The sequence below is a fragment of the Aeromicrobium sp. Leaf289 genome (assembly GCF_001423335.1).
Taxonomy (GTDB): Bacteria; Actinomycetota; Actinomycetes; order Propionibacteriales; family Nocardioidaceae; genus Aeromicrobium.
On sequence record NZ_LMNK01000002.1, the window covers coordinates 143,892 to 157,858 of the forward strand.

The window sequence follows — 13,967 nt, forward strand, 5'->3', positions numbered from 1 at the left end:
GTGACCCACGACCCACGCCGAACCAGCTGGTCGGGCACGGTGCCCTACCACTTCGCCCGCGAGCACCGTCCCCACGACCTCGACGCACTGCGCGAGCTCGTGGCCGGTTCCACGCGCCTGCGGCCCGTCGGGACCGCCCACACCTTCAACGACCTGCCCGACGCCGCCGCGGGTGCCGAGGTCGCTGCCGTGAGCGTCGCGGCCTTCGACGAGCTGCAGGTCGGTGACGACCGCACGTGGGTCCGGGTCGGGGCGGGCCTGACCCACGCGCAGCTCGCGGTCGCGCTCGAGCCGCACGGCCTGGCGCTCGAGAACCTCGCCTCCCTGCCGCACCTGAACGTCGCCGGAGCAGTGTCCACCGCCACCCACGGGTCCGGCGTCCGCACGGGCAACCTCGCGACCCAGGTGCGCGCCGTCGAGCTGGTGCTGGCCTCGGGCGACGTCGTCACGGTGCGTCGCGGCGAGCCCGACTTCGACGGCACGGTCGTCGGTCTCGGCGCGCTGGGCGTCGTGACCTCGCTCGAGCTCGACGTCGTGCCGGCCGTCGACCACCGTCAGGTGGTGCTGCTCGACGGCGACCCCGAGACGCTTCCGGACCGGCTCGCGTCCGTCCTGGCGCTCGGCCGCAGCGTCAGCGTCTTCACGCTGTGGGACGGCTCGCCCGACCGCGTGTGGGTCAAGTCCCGTGACGGCGACCCCGAGCTCGACCTGGCGACGACGGGCCTCGCGCCCATGACCGGCGAGCAGCACCCGATCCCCGGCCTCGACCCCGTGCACTGCACCGCCCAGCAGGGCGTCCCCGGACCGTGGGTGGAACGGCTCCCGCACTTCCGCCCCGGCTTCCTGCCCAGCGTGGGCGACGAGGTGCAGTCCGAGTTCCACGTCCCGTTCGAGCACGCGGCCGACGCGGCCCGCGCCGTGCGCGCCGTGGGCGAGCACCTCGCCGTCGCGCTGCAGGTCGCCGAGATCCGTGCCGTGGCCGCCGACACCCTGTGGCTCAGTCCGCAGTTCGGGCAGACCACCTGCTCGTTCCACTTCACGTGGGTCGGCGACACCGTCCTGGCCGACGCCGCGGCGCGCGTGGTGGAGGAGGCGCTCGCCCCCTTCGCACCCCGACCGCACTGGGGCAAGCACTTCACCCTCGACGTCCGCCGGGCCTACCCCCGCCTCGACGACTTCCGCGCCCTGCGCGACCGTCTCGACCCCGACCGCACCTTCGTCAACCCCTGGCTCGAGCGCGTGCTGCTCGACGGTTGACCCGTCCCCCCGAATCGGGCGGCGAAGGTGGATCGCCGGGGCACTAGGCTCGACGCATGCACGTCCACGTCGCCGACCACCCGCTCGTCTCCCACAAGCTCACGGTGCTGCGCGACGCGTCCACCGACTCCCCCACGTTCCGACGGCTCGCCGACGAGCTGGTGACGCTGCTCGCCTACGAGGCCACGCGCGACGTGCGGGTCGAGACGGTCGCCGTGACGACCCCCGTGGCCGAGGCCCAGGGCGTACGCCTGGCCGATCCGCGTCCGCTCGTCGTCCCGATCCTGCGCGCGGGCCTGGGCATGCTCGAGGGCATGCAGCGCCTGCTGCCCACCGCCGAGGTCGGCTTCCTCGGCATGGTGCGCAACGAGGAGACCCTCGAGGCCGACACCTACGCCGAGCGCCTGCCCGACGACCTGTCCGGCCGCCAGTGCTACGTGCTCGACCCGATGCTCGCGACGGGCGGCAGCCTGGCGGCTGCCATCCAGTTCCTCGTCGACCGCGGCGCCGACCACATCACGGCCGTGTGCCTGCTGGCCGCTCCCGAGGGCGTCGCGCGCATCGAGCGCGAGATGGAGGAGATCGGCGTGCCGGTGAACCTCGTGGTCGCAGGCCTCGACGAGCGGCTCGACGAGAACGGCTACATCGTCCCCGGTCTCGGTGACGCCGGCGACCGGCTGTACGGCGTCGCGGACTGACCCCGGCACCCACGCTGCGGTCCACCGGTTCCTCCGGCAGGCTGTTCTGGTGCACGAGGATCCGGTCGACGTCCCCACAGGACGGTCGACGTCCCCGCAGGACGACGGTCCGCACCCCCACCGCTGGCGCATCCTCGCCGTCACCCTCGTGGTCGGCTTCATGTCGCTGCTCGACGTCACCATCGTCAACGTCGCGATCCCGTCGATCCAGGAGGGTCTCGACACCACGCCGGGCACCGTGCAGTGGGTGGTGTCCGGGTACGCGCTGACCTTCGGCCTGACCCTCGTCGCCGGCGGACGGCTCGGCGACGCCTACGGCCGACGTCGACTGATGCTCATCGGGCTGGCCGGCTTCGTGGCCTCGAGCGCGGCGGCAGGTCTCGCGCCCACGGCCGAGCTGGTGGTCGTGGCGCGACTGCTCCAGGGTGCGTCGGCAGGGTTCCTCACCCCGCAGAGCTCCGGGCTGATCCAGCAGCTCTTCTCCGGCGCCGAGCGCGGACGGGCGTTCGGGTACTTCGGCCTCACCGTCTCGATCGCCTCGGCCACGGGGCCCCTGCTCGGCGGGCTGGTGATCGGGCTGGTCGGGGAGGACCTCGGGTGGCGACTCCTGTTCCTCGTCAACGTGCCGATCGGGCTCGTCGCCGCGATCGCCGTGGCCCGCATGGTGCCCGGGCGCCAGTCCGACGGCGGACCGGGACGCATCGACGTCCCGGGCGCCGTCCTGCTCGGCCTCTCGGTGCTGTGCCTGCTGTACCCGCTGGTGAGCCTGGAGTCCGGCGCGCGGTGGCCGCTCGTGCTGCTGGTGGGCGTGCCGCTCTTCGGCTGGGCCTTCGCCGCCTGGGAGCACCGGCTCAAGCGGCGCGGTCACGAGCCACTGCTCGACCTCGACCTGCTGCGTCGGCTTCCCGGCTTCGGCAACGGGATGCTCGTGGGCACCGTGTACTTCACCGGCTTCACGGGCGTGTTCCTCGTGGCGTCGGTGTGGCTGCAGGGCTCCCGCGACGTCAGCGCCCTGCACGCCGGGCTGCTGCTGACGCCCTTCGCGCTCGGGTCGGCCATCACGTCGCCCCTGGCGGGCCGCCTGGTGAGCACGGTCGGACGATCGCTCACCGTCGGCGCCCTGGGCGTCATGATGGTCGGCGTGCTGGGCGCCGCGCTGGTGGCTCCCGGTCGGCCGACCGAAGACCTGTGGTGGGCGCTCGCCCCGTTCCTGCTGCTGGCCGGCCTCGGCGGCGGCGCCGTCGTGTCGCCGAACATCACCCTCACGCTGCAGGAGGTACCGCCCCGCATGGGCGGTGCGGCCGGTGGCGCGCTGCAGACCGGCCAGCGCATCGGCTCGTCGCTCGGCGCCGCCCTGCTGGCCACCACCTACCAGGTGGTGGCGGGCGGGTCCGGCGGCGACACCGGCATCCGCGTGGCCCTCTTCGTGGCGCTGGCCGTCCTCGCCCTCGCTCTCGCGGCGTCGGTGATGGCGCTACGGTCCTCGCGGCGTCTCGCGGCCGCCTGAGCGCCGCCGTCCAGCGTCAGGCCGCGTGCTTGCAGGTGCTGCAGGAGCAGTCGGCACACACGCAGTTGGCGCAGCTGTCGGAGCAGTGCGCGCAGGAGCAGACGTTGTGGTTGCAGGTCTCGCACGTGCAGTCGTCGCACACGCAGGTCGCGCAGCTGTCCGAGCAGTGCGCGCACGAGCAGGTGGCGCACTCGTCGTAGTGACCCGCGTGCTCACGGTGCACGTGGCCGTCGTGCAGGTAGTCGACGTGGTCCTCGTGCACCACGGCGTCGTGACCGCAGCCCGGTCCGTGGGTGTGGTCGTGCTTCTCGGCCTCGCGGTGGTCGATGACGGTCATGGGTGGTTCTCCTGGGTGTGGTGGAAGGCGTCGAGCAGCACGTGGGCCACGTGCTCGTCGGTGAGGGAGTAGACGACCTCGCGGCCGCGTCGCTCGCCGGAGACGAGGTGGGCGGTGCGCAGGATCCTCAGGTGCTGGGAGACGAGCGGCTGCGACCGACCCGTCCACTCGACGAGCTGACCGACCGTCTGCTCCCCCTCGCAGAGCCGGTGCACGAGGGCGGCGCGCAACGGCGTCGACATGGCGTCGAAGAGTCCAGCGACGGCGTCGTACGCCGCCACGTCACCGCGCTCAGGCATCGGACCCACTCATGCGGACATCCTCATATGGCAATACCTGCATGTCAACCCGGTAACGAGACCCACCCGCAGGCACGGGTGGGTTCCGATCAGAGAGCGCGCAGGATGTCCTCGACGCGATCCTTCGCGTCACCGAACAGCATCTGCGAGTTCTCGCGGAAGAACAGCGGGTTCTGCACGCCGGCGTAGCCCGCAGCCATCGACCGCTTGAACACGACGACGTTCCGCGCCTCCCACACCCGCAGTACCGGCATGCCGGCGATCGGGCTCGTCGGGTCCTCCGCGGCGGCCGGGTTGACGGTGTCGTTGGCACCGATCACGAGCACCACGTCGACGTCGGCGAGGTCGTCGTTGACCTCGTCCATCTCGAGCACGATGTCGTAGGGAACCTTGGCCTCCGCCAGCAGCACGTTCATGTGGCCGGGCAGGCGGCCCGCCACCGGGTGGATGCCGAACTTCACGTCGACGCCGCGCTCGCGCAGCTTGCGGGTCAGGTCGGCCACGGGGTACTGCGCCTGGGCCACCGCCATGCCGTAGCCCGGCGTGATGACGACGCTCGACGCGTCCTTGAGCATCTCGGCCACGCCGTCGGCGTCGATCTCGCGATGCTCGCCGTAGTCCGTGGCGTCGCCGGCGGATGCCTCGATGCCGAAGCCGCCGGCGATCACGGAGATGAACGAGCGATTCATCGCCTGGCACATGATGTAGCTGAGGTAGGCGCCGGACGACCCGACGAGGGCGCCGGTGACGATCAGCAGGTTGTTGCTCAGCAGGAAGCCGGCGGCGGCCGCGGCCCAGCCCGAGTAGCTGTTGAGCATCGACACGACGACCGGCATGTCGCCGCCACCGATGGACGCCACGAGGTGCCAGCCGAGCGCGAGCGCCAGGGCGGTGACCAGGACGAGCAGCCAGATGTTCGGGTTCGCGACGAACACGACCGTCAGCACGAAGAACAGCACGAGCGCGCCGAGGTTGAGGTAGTTCTTGCCCGGCAGGACGAGGGGCGCGGACTTGATGCGGGCGCTCAGCTTGAGGAACGCGACGATCGAGCCGGTGAACGTGACCGCACCGATGAAGACGCCGACGAAGACCTCGCCCGAGTGGATCCGCTCCAGCGACTCGAGCGGGTACTCGGGGTGCTCGAGGTAGCCGTTCCAGCCCACCAGCACGGCGGCCAGACCGACGAAGGAGTGCAGCAGCGCGATGAGCTCGGGCATGCCGGTCATCTCGACGACGCGAGCCCGCCAGAGACCGATCGCAGCACCGATGGCCACGGCACCGACGAGCAGGACGATGCCCACGGTCTCGGCGTCCTCGACGGCCAGGATGATCGTGGCCACGAGCGCGATGGCCATGCCGGCGATGCCGTAGGCCACGCCCGACGACGCGGTCTCGTGCTTGCTGAGCCCCGCGAGGCTCAGGATGAACAGCAGGGCGGCGACGATGTACGCCGCGGTGGCGATGCTCTCAGCGGTCACAGCGATCAGCCCTTCGAGAACATGCCGAGCATGCGTCGGGTCACGGCGAAGCCGCCGAAGATGTTGATGGACGCGAGCAGCACCGCCACGAACGCGAGCAGGCGGATTGCCCACTCGTTGTCGGCACCCTCACCGACGCCGATCTGCAGCAGGGCACCGACGACGATGATGCCGCTGATGGCGTTCGTGACGCTCATCAGCGGGGTGTGCAGCGCGTGGTGGACCTTGCCGATGACGTAGTAGCCGATGACGATCGACAGCGTGAGCACGAAGAAGTGCTCGGGCAACGGCGGCGGAGCGAACGCGTTGATGAGGAAGAGCACGGCGACGCCCGCGGCGATGAGCAGGTACTTGCCGCGCTGCGTCAGGCCGGGCCTCGGGGCGGGCGCCTCCTTGACGGCCGGCATCTCGGCGGTCGGAGCCGGGGCGGCGGACACCTGGACCGGCGGCGGGGGCCAGAGCACGTCGCCCTCGTGCACCACCGTCACGCCGCGCTGCACGACGTCGTCGTGGTCGAGGACCAGCTGACCGTCCTTGCCGGGCGTGAGCAGCGTCAGCAGGTTGACGAGGTTCTGGCCGTACAGCTGCGAGGCCTGCGTCGGCAGGCGACCGGGCAGGTCGGTGTAGCCGAGGATCGTCACGCCGTTCGCGGTCACGACCTTCTCACCCGCCACGGACCCGGCCACGTTGCCGCCCTGCGCCGCAGCCATGTCGACGACGACGCTGCCCGGCTTCATCGCGGCCACGTCGGCCTCGGTGAGCAGCCGCGGCGCCTGGCGCCCGGGGATGAGGGCCGTGGTGATGACGATGTCGACGTCGGCGGCCTGCTCGGAGTAGATCTCCGCGGCGCGTCGGTCGTACTCCTCGCTGGTGGCCTTGGCGTAGCCGTCGGTGGACTTCTCGACCTCCACGTCGACGGCCAGGTACTCGCCGCCGATGGACTTGACCTGGTCGGCCACCTCGGGGCGGGGGTCGGTGGCGCGCACGATGGCGCCGAGGCTGGATGCAGCACCGATGGCGGCGAGCCCGGCCACACCGGCACCGGCCACGAGGACCTTGGCGGGCGGGACCTTGCCGGCAGCCGTGACCTGGCCGGTGAAGAAGCGGCCGAACTCGTGCGCGGCCTCGACGACGGCGCGGTAGCCGGCGATGTTGGCCATGGACGAGAGCACGTCCATCGACTGGGCGCGCGAGATGCGCGGCACGGCGTCCATCGCGAGCACGGTGAGCGGACGAGCGGCGAGGGCCTCGAGCAGCTCCGGGCTCGTCGCGGGCGCGATGAGGCTGACGAGCGTGGCGTGGTCGTTCAGCCGCGCGATCTCGTCGGTCGTCGGAGCGTTGACCTTGAGCACGACGTCGGCGGACCAGGCGTCGGCTCCGGGCACGACCGAGGCACCGGCCTCGGCGAAGGCCGCGTCGGCGAAGGCCGCGCGGGCACCCGCGCCGGACTCCACGAGCACCTCGTAGCCGAGCTTCTCCAGACGTACGACCGTCGCGGGAGTCGCGGCCACCCGGGTCTCCCCTGGGCGCGACTCGGCGACCACTCCGATCCTCATTCCGCGGACACTAGCGGAGGGCCTCGGGGGCGACCACCTCATGAGACGCGTGTCTCAGGGAGCGGATCCGCGCGACGAGCGGCAGGTGGCGCGGGACGAGTGGTCGCATCCGGACCCTGCTCAGCAGCCTGCGAGCACCTCCCGGAGCGCAGTCTTCTCGGCGGAGTCGACGGCCAGGCCCCAACGGTGCTTGACCGCGATCCAGTCCGACACGTAGGTGCAGCGGTACGACGTCGCGGGCGGCATCCAGGAGTCGGGGTCCTGGTCGCTCTTGGACCGGTTCGACGACGCGGAGACGGCGATGAGGCTGCGCCCGTCCCCCAGGTCGTTGGCGAAGTCCTCGCGCTTCGTCGCGCTCCAGCCCGAGGCGCCCGAGATCCACGCCTCCTTGAGCGGGACCATGTGGTCGATGTCCATGCCGCCCGCGTCGGTGAAGCGCACCCCGTCGTAGGCCGACGTCCACGACCCGCTGGTGATGGTGCACGTGCCGGTGTGGCCGGTCGACGTCGAGGACTCGTCCTTCAGCACCTCGGCCCGCGTGGTGCAGCCGTCGCCGTCGGCGTCGATCCAGTGCCGGAAGGCGTCACGGTCGTACGTGGTCCCGCCGGCCTCCGACCGGACGGTCAGCTCGGCCAGCTGGGTCTCCGGCGAGGCCGACGCGGCCGGGGCCACGAGCACGGTCGCCACGAGTGTGGTGGCGAGCGCGACGAGAAGCGTGCGAAGCCGGCGTCGTGGCCGCCGCGGTGGCACGAGGTCGGACGAGTGGTGAGCAGGCGCGATGACAGGCACCGACATGGTGGGACTCCCCCCGAAGTCACTGGTCAGGTCGAGAGGACCGTAGGCACGGCAACCGCCCGAGGGGAAGGGATCGACGCCGTCGTTCACCAGAACGTCATGCCCCCGGAGTTCGACGCGTCCTGACGATCCACCGACGACGGACCGTCGCCAGCGCGTCAGGACGCGGGTCGCACGGTCCACCGCGCAACTATTCGTGATCCTGACTACTTGACTTCACAAACTACTCGAATCTACGGTCGAAGCATGAGCGAACCGTCGGAGGCCGAGTGGCTGCGCGGGGCCCTGCCCTTCCTGGCCCTCCTCACGCTGCGCGACGGCGCGCTGCACGGCTACGCGATCGCGCAACGACTCGAGGAGCTGAGCCTGTTCGGGCTCAAGGTCGGCACGCTCTACCCCGTGCTCAACCGGCTGGAGTCGCAGGACCTGGTGCGAGCCGAGTGGGTCGCGGGCGACGGCGGCCCCGGCCGCAAGCAGTACGCGCTCACCGACGCCGGCCGTACTCGCCTCGACTCCATGAGCGACGCGTGGGGCGACTTCGCCTCCCGGATGGCCGCCGCGATCGCCCCCACGACCACGAGGAGCACCCGATGAGCGCCACCGAGCTGACCTGGCCGCAGAAGCAGGACGGCGACTGGGCCGACACCTTCACCTGGCACGCAGCCTGGGCCACGGCCGCCCGCAAGGACGACATCCGAGGCTGGCTCGACGTCGTGCACGAGGCCGTCGTCGACTCCGGCGGCACGGCCGAGGAGCTCTTCGGCCCGGCGCGCGACGCGGCGGAGACCTTCGCCCAGGACCTCCCCCCGGAGCAGCGTGCGGCCGGCGACCTCGACGAGGGCACGTGGTCCGACCTCCCACGCACGCTTCTGGCGATGGCGGGGTGGTTCCTGATGGCGCTCGGCATCGCCAGGCTCGTGAGCGAGGGCTGGAGCACCGACCTCACCGCCCCCGGGGCCGCGGTCTTCGCGGCGCTGGTCCTCGGCGCGGGAGGGCTGGGCACGGCCGGCCTGGCCTGGCGGTCGGGACGACCGGTCGCCACCGGCGCGTGGGTGCTCGCCAGCCTCGCGCTCGTCGTCGTGGCGGTCTACGCGGCGATGGAGCTCCTGGACCGGGAGCGGAGCCTCGGCTCGGTGCCGACCCTGACGCTCCCGGCGATCGGCGCTGTCCTGCTCGTGGTCTGGTGGAGGCTGCCCGAGCGCAAGCCCGCGATCGACGACAGCTCCCGCACCTGGCCCGCCGAGCGCTGGTTCACCCGCATGGAGTGGCTGCTGCGCGGACGTCACAAGATGCCGCGCGAGACGGCCCGTCGACTCACGGCCGAGACGCGCGCCCACGCGGAGGAGACCGGCGAGCACCCGTTCGAGTCGTTCGGTCCGCCGCAGGTGCACGCGCTCGCCCTGGCCGAGGCCGACCTCCGCACGGTGGTCTACCGCGACCGGTCCGAGCGTCGCTGGCACCTGCTGTTCGCGATCTTCGCGGCCGCGGTCGTGGTGACCAACGTCGTCAGCGGCAACGTCGACTGGTCGACCTGGGTGTTCGTCGGGGCGGGCCTCCTGTCGCTGGGTCTCGCGCTGCACCGGAGGCCGAGCCCCGCGCACTGACGTCCGGACATGACGGCGGGCAGGACCCGAGAGTCCTGCCCGCCGTCATGCTCCCAACCGGGAGGTCAGTTGCCGTCGTCACCCGAGGTGGTGTTGACGGTGATCTTGGCGATGCCCACGAGCAGCTCGGGGGTGACCGCGTCGGTGTCGAACGTCTGGTTCAGCAGGTCGGCGGCGACCGGGCTGATGAGCACCTGGGTGCCCTCGAGGATCGCCGTGTCGCCCTCGGACTGCAGCGGCTTCAGCGTGCTGCCGTTCAGCGTGAAGATGTAGGCGCTGGTCACGGCGGTCTCGCCGTTGACCGCCACGTCGCCGTAGACGCGCGAGGCGCCCGGGTCGACGTTCAGGTTCGTGATCTCGACCTCGGTGTCGCCGGCGGTCAGCGAGAAGCCCGAGCCCTCGTGCTGGATCTGGCCGATCACGTAGGGCGAGACCTCGCCCGGCGTGAAGACCTCGACGTTGCCGCCGGTGATCGGGAAGACGAGCGAGCCGTCCTCGAGCGCGCCGTCGCCGACGGTGCCCGGGGTGAGTCCGAGGGACTCGAGGGCGTCGGTGAAGCCGGTGTCGAGCGCGACGGCGGTGTCCTCACCGGTCAGCGCGGTGATCGAGGCGACGGCCTTCGGAGGCGTCGAGCTCGAGGAGCTGCTGTCCGACGAGGAGCCGGAGTCCGAGCCCGAGCTGCAGGCGGCGAGGGGGAGTGCGGCGACGGCCACGACGGCCAGGCTCGCGAAGAACTTCTTGGTGGGGTGCAGGGTGCTCATTGGAGCCACGTCCTTGATGGGGGGCACCCGCCATGTCTTGGCGGGTGGAAGTACCCCTAGTTCGCCACCATGTCGATCACGTATTGGTGTGGTGACCCGCGACACCCCGTCCAGGACGGCTCAGTAGTACCAGGGGAACTCCGACCAGTCGGGGTCGCGCTTCTCGAGGAACTGGTCGCGGCCCTCCTGCGCCTCGTCGGTCATGTAGGCCAGGCGGGTGGTCTCGCCCATGAGCACCTGCTGGCCGACGAGTCCGTCGTCGATCATGTTGAAGGAGTACTTGAGCATGCGCTGCGCGGTGGGGCTCTTGCCGTTGATCATGCGGCCCCACTCCAGCGCCGTGGCCTCGAGCTCGGCGTGCGGGACCGCGCGGTTGACGGTGCCCATCCGGACGCCGTCCTCGGCGGAGTACTCCTCGGCCAGGAAGAAGATCTCGCGGGCGAACTTCTGACCCACCTGGCGGGCGAGGTAGGCCGAGCCGAAGCCACCGTCGAAGCTGCCGACGTCGGCGTCGGTCTGCTTGAAGCGGGCGTGCTCGGCGCTCGCGATGGTGAGGTCGGAGACGACGTGCAGGCTGTGACCGCCGCCGGCCGCCCAGCCCGGCACGACGCAGACGACGACCTTCGGCATGAAGCGGATGAGCCGCTGCACCTCGAGGATGTGCAGGCGGGCCAGCCGCGCCTTGTCCACCGGGCTGGGCTCCTCGGCCCCGGTGTCCGACCCCGACGCCGACCCGTCCTCGTACTGGTAGCCGAACCGGCCGCGGATGCGCTGGTCGCCGCCGGTGCAGAAGGATCGCTTGCCGTTCTTCTCGCTCGGGCCGTTGCCGGTGAGCAGCACGCAGCCGACGTCGGCCGACGTGCGCGCGTGGTCGAGGACCTGCAGCAGCTCGTCGACGGTGTGCGGGCGGAACGCGTTGAGCACGTCGGGGCGGTCGAAGGCCACCCGGACGGTGCCGTGGTCGACGGCGCGGTGGTAGGTGACGTCGGTCAGGTGCTCGAAGCCGGCCACCTCGTTCCACGCGGAGGGGTCGAAGGTCTCGGACACGCCGGGCAGTGCACTCATGGCGCGACCGTATCGTTGACACGATGAGTAACCAACTGGTTACCTATTGCGTATGGACGTCTACGCCGCGCTCGCCGATCCGGTCCGGCGAGCCCTACTGGCCCGGCTCGCCGAGGGTCCACGACGGGTCGCCGACCTCGCGGCCGAGCACCCGGTGTCCAGACCGGCCGTCAGCAAGCACCTGCGTCTGCTGTCCGAGGCCGGACTCGTCACCGCCGACGAGCACGGCCGTGAACGGCACTACCGCCTGCACACCGAGCCCCTCGACGAGGTGCGGCGCTTCGTCGACGCCCTCACGCCTCGACCGCCGGTGCCCGAGCAGGCGCTCGATGCCCTGGCCACCGAGGTCGCCCGCACCCGACGCGAACGTCGCGACCCCGCCACCGACCGTCCCACCACCCGCACCCACGAGGAGTCGGCATGACCACACCCACCCCCACTGGTCGCCACGAGCGACGCGGCACCGACGACCACCTCGTGTGGGAACGGACCTTCCGCGCCCCGCTCGACGACGTCTGGGCGTCGGTCACCGAGTCCGACCGCCTGGCCCGCTGGTTCGGCACCTGGACCGGCGACCCGTCCGACGGCTTCGTGACGGTCCAGATGAACGCCGAGGGCGACGCCGCCGAGCCGTCCCGCTTCGAGATCCGCGCGTGCGACGCCCCGACCCACCTCGCCGTCGACGTCGTGGACGAGGGCGGGGCCTGGTACCTCGACCTCGAGCTGCGGGAGTCCGACGGCACCACGACGCTCCGCTTCGCCCAGCGGATCCACGACGTCTCGATCGTCGAGCACACCGGCCCCGGCTGGGAGTGGTACCTCGACCGGCTCGTGACCTCGGCGTCCGGAGCGGACCCCGACGACCTGGACTTCGACGCCTACCTCGCCGCCACGCACGACCACTACCGCGCACTCCAGGACACGCTCACCCCCGACCGACCCCGGTGACTCCCACGTCGCACGATGCGTCACACCTGCGTGACGAACTCAGATACCGTCGGTATGTTGACCGCATGGCACTCTTCGCCCGCAAGGGCTTCTCCGGCAAGGTCCTGGTCGTCACCGGCGCGGCGCGCGGCATCGGCGCCGGAGTCGCGCGGGCCTACGTCGCGAAGGGCGGCCGCGTCGCGCTGCTGGGCCTGGAGCCCGAGCTGCTCGAGGCGCTCGCCACCGAGCTGGGTCCTGCGGCGGCCTGGTGGGAGGCCGACGCCCGCGACGGCCGCGCCATGACCGCCGCCATCGATGCCGCTGCCGCCCACTTCGGCCGCATCGACCACGTGCTCGCCAACGCCGGGATCGCCTCGTACGGCACGGTCCGCCAGATCGACGAGGACTCCTTCGAGCGGGTCATCGACATCAACGTCAACGGTGTCTACCGCACCCTGCACGCGTCGATCCCGCACCTGGAGAAGACCAGGGGCTACGCGCTCGTCGTCGCCTCCCTCGCCTCCTTCACCAACCTGGCCGGCCTCGCGTCGTACAACGCCAGCAAGGCCGGCGCCGAGTCGCTGGCGCTCGTCGCCCGCCAGGAGGTCGCGCACCTCGGCGTCAAGGTCGGCGTCGCCCACCCGTCGTGGATCGACACCGACATCGTCCGCGGCGCCGAGGCCGACCTGCCGACGTTCAAGGTCATCCGCGGCAAGCTCCCGTTCCCGGCGAACGCCACCACCACGCTGGCCGAGTGCGTCGACGCGATCGTCGCGGGACTCGCCAAGCGGAAGACCCGCGTCTACGTGCGCCGCGGCGTCGTCGTGGCCAACTGGACCAAGCCGCTCGTGAACTCCCCGATCGGCTGGGCCGTCATGCGCCCGCAGCTGAAGAAGCACGTGCCCGACCTCGAGCGCGAGGTCGCGGCGCTGGGCCGCTTCCAGCACGCCCACGTCCCCTTGACCGACCCCAAGAAGCCGGTGGTCCAGGAGCCCGAGGGCCCCTGACAGCCCGTCCGGCCCAGCCGCGTCAGGCCTGGACGGACCCGGCGAGGCTCACCATGTGGCCCAGCCGGGCCAGCTCGGAGGCCAGGAACTCCGGTCCGCCGTGGCGTCCGACCACGACGACGAACACCTGACCGCTGCGGTCCTTCGCCTGGGTGCCGGCGAGCAACGTCGACGACCAGGCGTCCACGGAGTCGAGCGCACGCGAGCTGCGGATCGAGAGCCACGACGCCGCGTCAGGCACCAGCTTCGGCGCCGAGGGCGAGGCACTGAGCACGGCCGGCTCCCCGTCGACCCGGTGCACCGCCATGGCCCAGTCGGTGCGGAAGGTGGCCGGCACGACCTCCACGAGCCGTTCGATCGCGTGCGCGGGCTCGGCGGTGAACGCCTCGACGGCCTCGAGGTCCATGCTGAGGTTCGCGCCGGCGTTGTAGCGGCTGATCCAGTGGACCCGCACGCCCTCGAGCTCGTGGCAGGCCGTGATGAGCGCGTCGGCCATGACCTGGGGCGGCAGCTCGAGGAGCACGTCGTCCACGGCCTTGCCGTCGGAGCGGTGCTCCACGATCTCGATGGCCTCGATGTCGGCACCTGCACCACCGAGCGCCGACGCCATCGCGCCCAGGGAGCCCGGTACGTCGGGCAGCTCCACGCGCAGCAGGTAGGCCATGGGCACATCTCA

At 71.5% G+C, this 13,967-nt stretch carries 16 protein-coding genes; 8 read left to right on the forward strand and 8 right to left on the reverse strand.

Going from position 1 to position 13,967, the window contains the following annotated elements:
- The 3 genes from ASF37_RS04630 to ASF37_RS04640 are packed head-to-tail and all read left to right on the forward strand — an operon-like array spanning position 1 to position 3,462.
- Positions 1-1,257, forward strand: coding sequence for a D-arabinono-1,4-lactone oxidase (locus ASF37_RS04630; protein ID WP_082506397.1), 1,257 nt, complete (start codon positions 1-3; stop codon positions 1,255-1,257).
- 56 nt (positions 1,258-1,313) lie between these two features.
- Complete coding sequence (gene upp, locus ASF37_RS04635; protein WP_056552030.1) at positions 1,314-1,955, forward strand: uracil phosphoribosyltransferase; 642 nt, start codon at positions 1,314-1,316, stop codon at positions 1,953-1,955.
- Between the two features lie 49 nt (positions 1,956-2,004).
- Positions 2,005-3,462 (forward strand): MFS transporter, encoded by a 1,458-nt coding sequence (locus ASF37_RS04640; protein WP_056579297.1) that lies wholly within the window; start codon positions 2,005-2,007, stop codon positions 3,460-3,462.
- Between the two features lie 16 nt (positions 3,463-3,478).
- Here the strand turns inward: ASF37_RS04640 and ASF37_RS04645 are convergent, their stop codons facing one another.
- The 5 genes from ASF37_RS04645 to ASF37_RS04665 form a co-directional block, all read right to left on the reverse strand.
- Complete coding sequence (locus tag ASF37_RS04645; RefSeq protein ID WP_056579299.1) at positions 3,479-3,799, reverse strand: hypothetical protein; 321 nt, start codon at positions 3,797-3,799, stop codon at positions 3,479-3,481.
- Positions 3,796-4,098 carry a helix-turn-helix transcriptional regulator gene (locus ASF37_RS04650; protein ID WP_056580406.1) on the reverse strand — a complete coding sequence of 101 codons (303 nt, stop codon included), beginning with the start codon at positions 4,096-4,098 and terminating at the stop codon, positions 3,796-3,798. Before ASF37_RS04650 ends, ASF37_RS04645 begins: the two co-directional genes overlap by 4 nt.
- A gap of 89 nt (positions 4,099-4,187) precedes the next feature.
- Complete coding sequence (pntB, locus tag ASF37_RS04655; RefSeq protein ID WP_369815230.1) at positions 4,188-5,585, reverse strand: Re/Si-specific NAD(P)(+) transhydrogenase subunit beta; 1,398 nt, start codon at positions 5,583-5,585, stop codon at positions 4,188-4,190.
- Positions 5,582-7,132: a Re/Si-specific NAD(P)(+) transhydrogenase subunit alpha gene (locus ASF37_RS04660; protein ID WP_056579303.1), complete on the reverse strand. Its 1,551-nt coding sequence runs from the start codon at positions 7,130-7,132 to the stop codon at positions 5,582-5,584. Before ASF37_RS04660 ends, pntB begins: the two co-directional genes overlap by 4 nt.
- Positions 7,133-7,252: 120 nt before the next feature.
- Complete coding sequence (locus ASF37_RS04665; protein ID WP_082506478.1) at positions 7,253-7,927, reverse strand: HNH endonuclease family protein; 675 nt, start codon at positions 7,925-7,927, stop codon at positions 7,253-7,255.
- 246 nt (positions 7,928-8,173) lie between these two features.
- Here ASF37_RS04665 and ASF37_RS04670 point away from each other — a divergent pair, with 246 nt between their 5' ends.
- Together ASF37_RS04670 and ASF37_RS04675 are read left to right on the forward strand one after the other, a co-directional pair.
- Complete coding sequence (locus tag ASF37_RS04670; protein ID WP_055961469.1) at positions 8,174-8,521, forward strand: PadR family transcriptional regulator; 348 nt, start codon at positions 8,174-8,176, stop codon at positions 8,519-8,521.
- Positions 8,518-9,531, forward strand: coding sequence for a hypothetical protein (locus ASF37_RS04675; protein WP_056552043.1), 1,014 nt, complete (start codon positions 8,518-8,520; stop codon positions 9,529-9,531). Before ASF37_RS04670 ends, ASF37_RS04675 begins: the two co-directional genes overlap by 4 nt.
- Before the next feature lie 65 nt (positions 9,532-9,596).
- Here the strand turns inward: ASF37_RS04675 and ASF37_RS04680 are convergent, their stop codons facing one another.
- Both ASF37_RS04680 and ASF37_RS04685 read right to left on the reverse strand, forming a co-directional pair.
- The gene (locus ASF37_RS04680; RefSeq protein WP_056552046.1) at positions 9,597-10,292 is read right to left on the reverse strand and encodes a hypothetical protein; all 696 of its coding nucleotides are present in this window, start codon (positions 10,290-10,292) and stop codon (positions 9,597-9,599) included.
- Positions 10,293-10,412: 120 nt separating this feature from the next.
- Positions 10,413-11,357, reverse strand: coding sequence for a 1,4-dihydroxy-2-naphthoyl-CoA synthase (locus ASF37_RS04685; RefSeq protein WP_056579305.1), 945 nt, complete (start codon positions 11,355-11,357; stop codon positions 10,413-10,415).
- Positions 11,358-11,409: 52 nt separating this feature from the next.
- Between ASF37_RS04685 and ASF37_RS04690 the strand changes: the two genes are divergently transcribed.
- The 3 genes from ASF37_RS04690 to ASF37_RS04700 all read left to right on the forward strand — a co-directional run bounded on the left by ASF37_RS04690 (position 11,410) and on the right by ASF37_RS04700 (position 13,291).
- Complete coding sequence (locus ASF37_RS04690) at positions 11,410-11,781, forward strand: helix-turn-helix transcriptional regulator (RefSeq protein WP_056574999.1); 372 nt, start codon at positions 11,410-11,412, stop codon at positions 11,779-11,781.
- Positions 11,778-12,305: an SRPBCC domain-containing protein gene (locus tag ASF37_RS04695; RefSeq protein WP_056579307.1), complete on the forward strand. Its 528-nt coding sequence runs from the start codon at positions 11,778-11,780 to the stop codon at positions 12,303-12,305. The genes ASF37_RS04690 and ASF37_RS04695 overlap by 4 nt, the downstream gene beginning before the upstream one ends.
- 65 nt (positions 12,306-12,370) lie before the next feature.
- Positions 12,371-13,291, forward strand: a complete 921-nt coding sequence (locus ASF37_RS04700; RefSeq protein WP_056579310.1) for a short-chain dehydrogenase/reductase — start codon at positions 12,371-12,373, stop codon at positions 13,289-13,291.
- 22 nt (positions 13,292-13,313) lie between these two features.
- Here the strand turns inward: ASF37_RS04700 and ASF37_RS04705 are convergent, their stop codons facing one another.
- Positions 13,314-13,955, reverse strand: coding sequence for a hypothetical protein (locus ASF37_RS04705; RefSeq protein WP_055961486.1), 642 nt, complete (start codon positions 13,953-13,955; stop codon positions 13,314-13,316).
- Between the last annotated feature and the right edge of the window lie 12 nt (positions 13,956-13,967).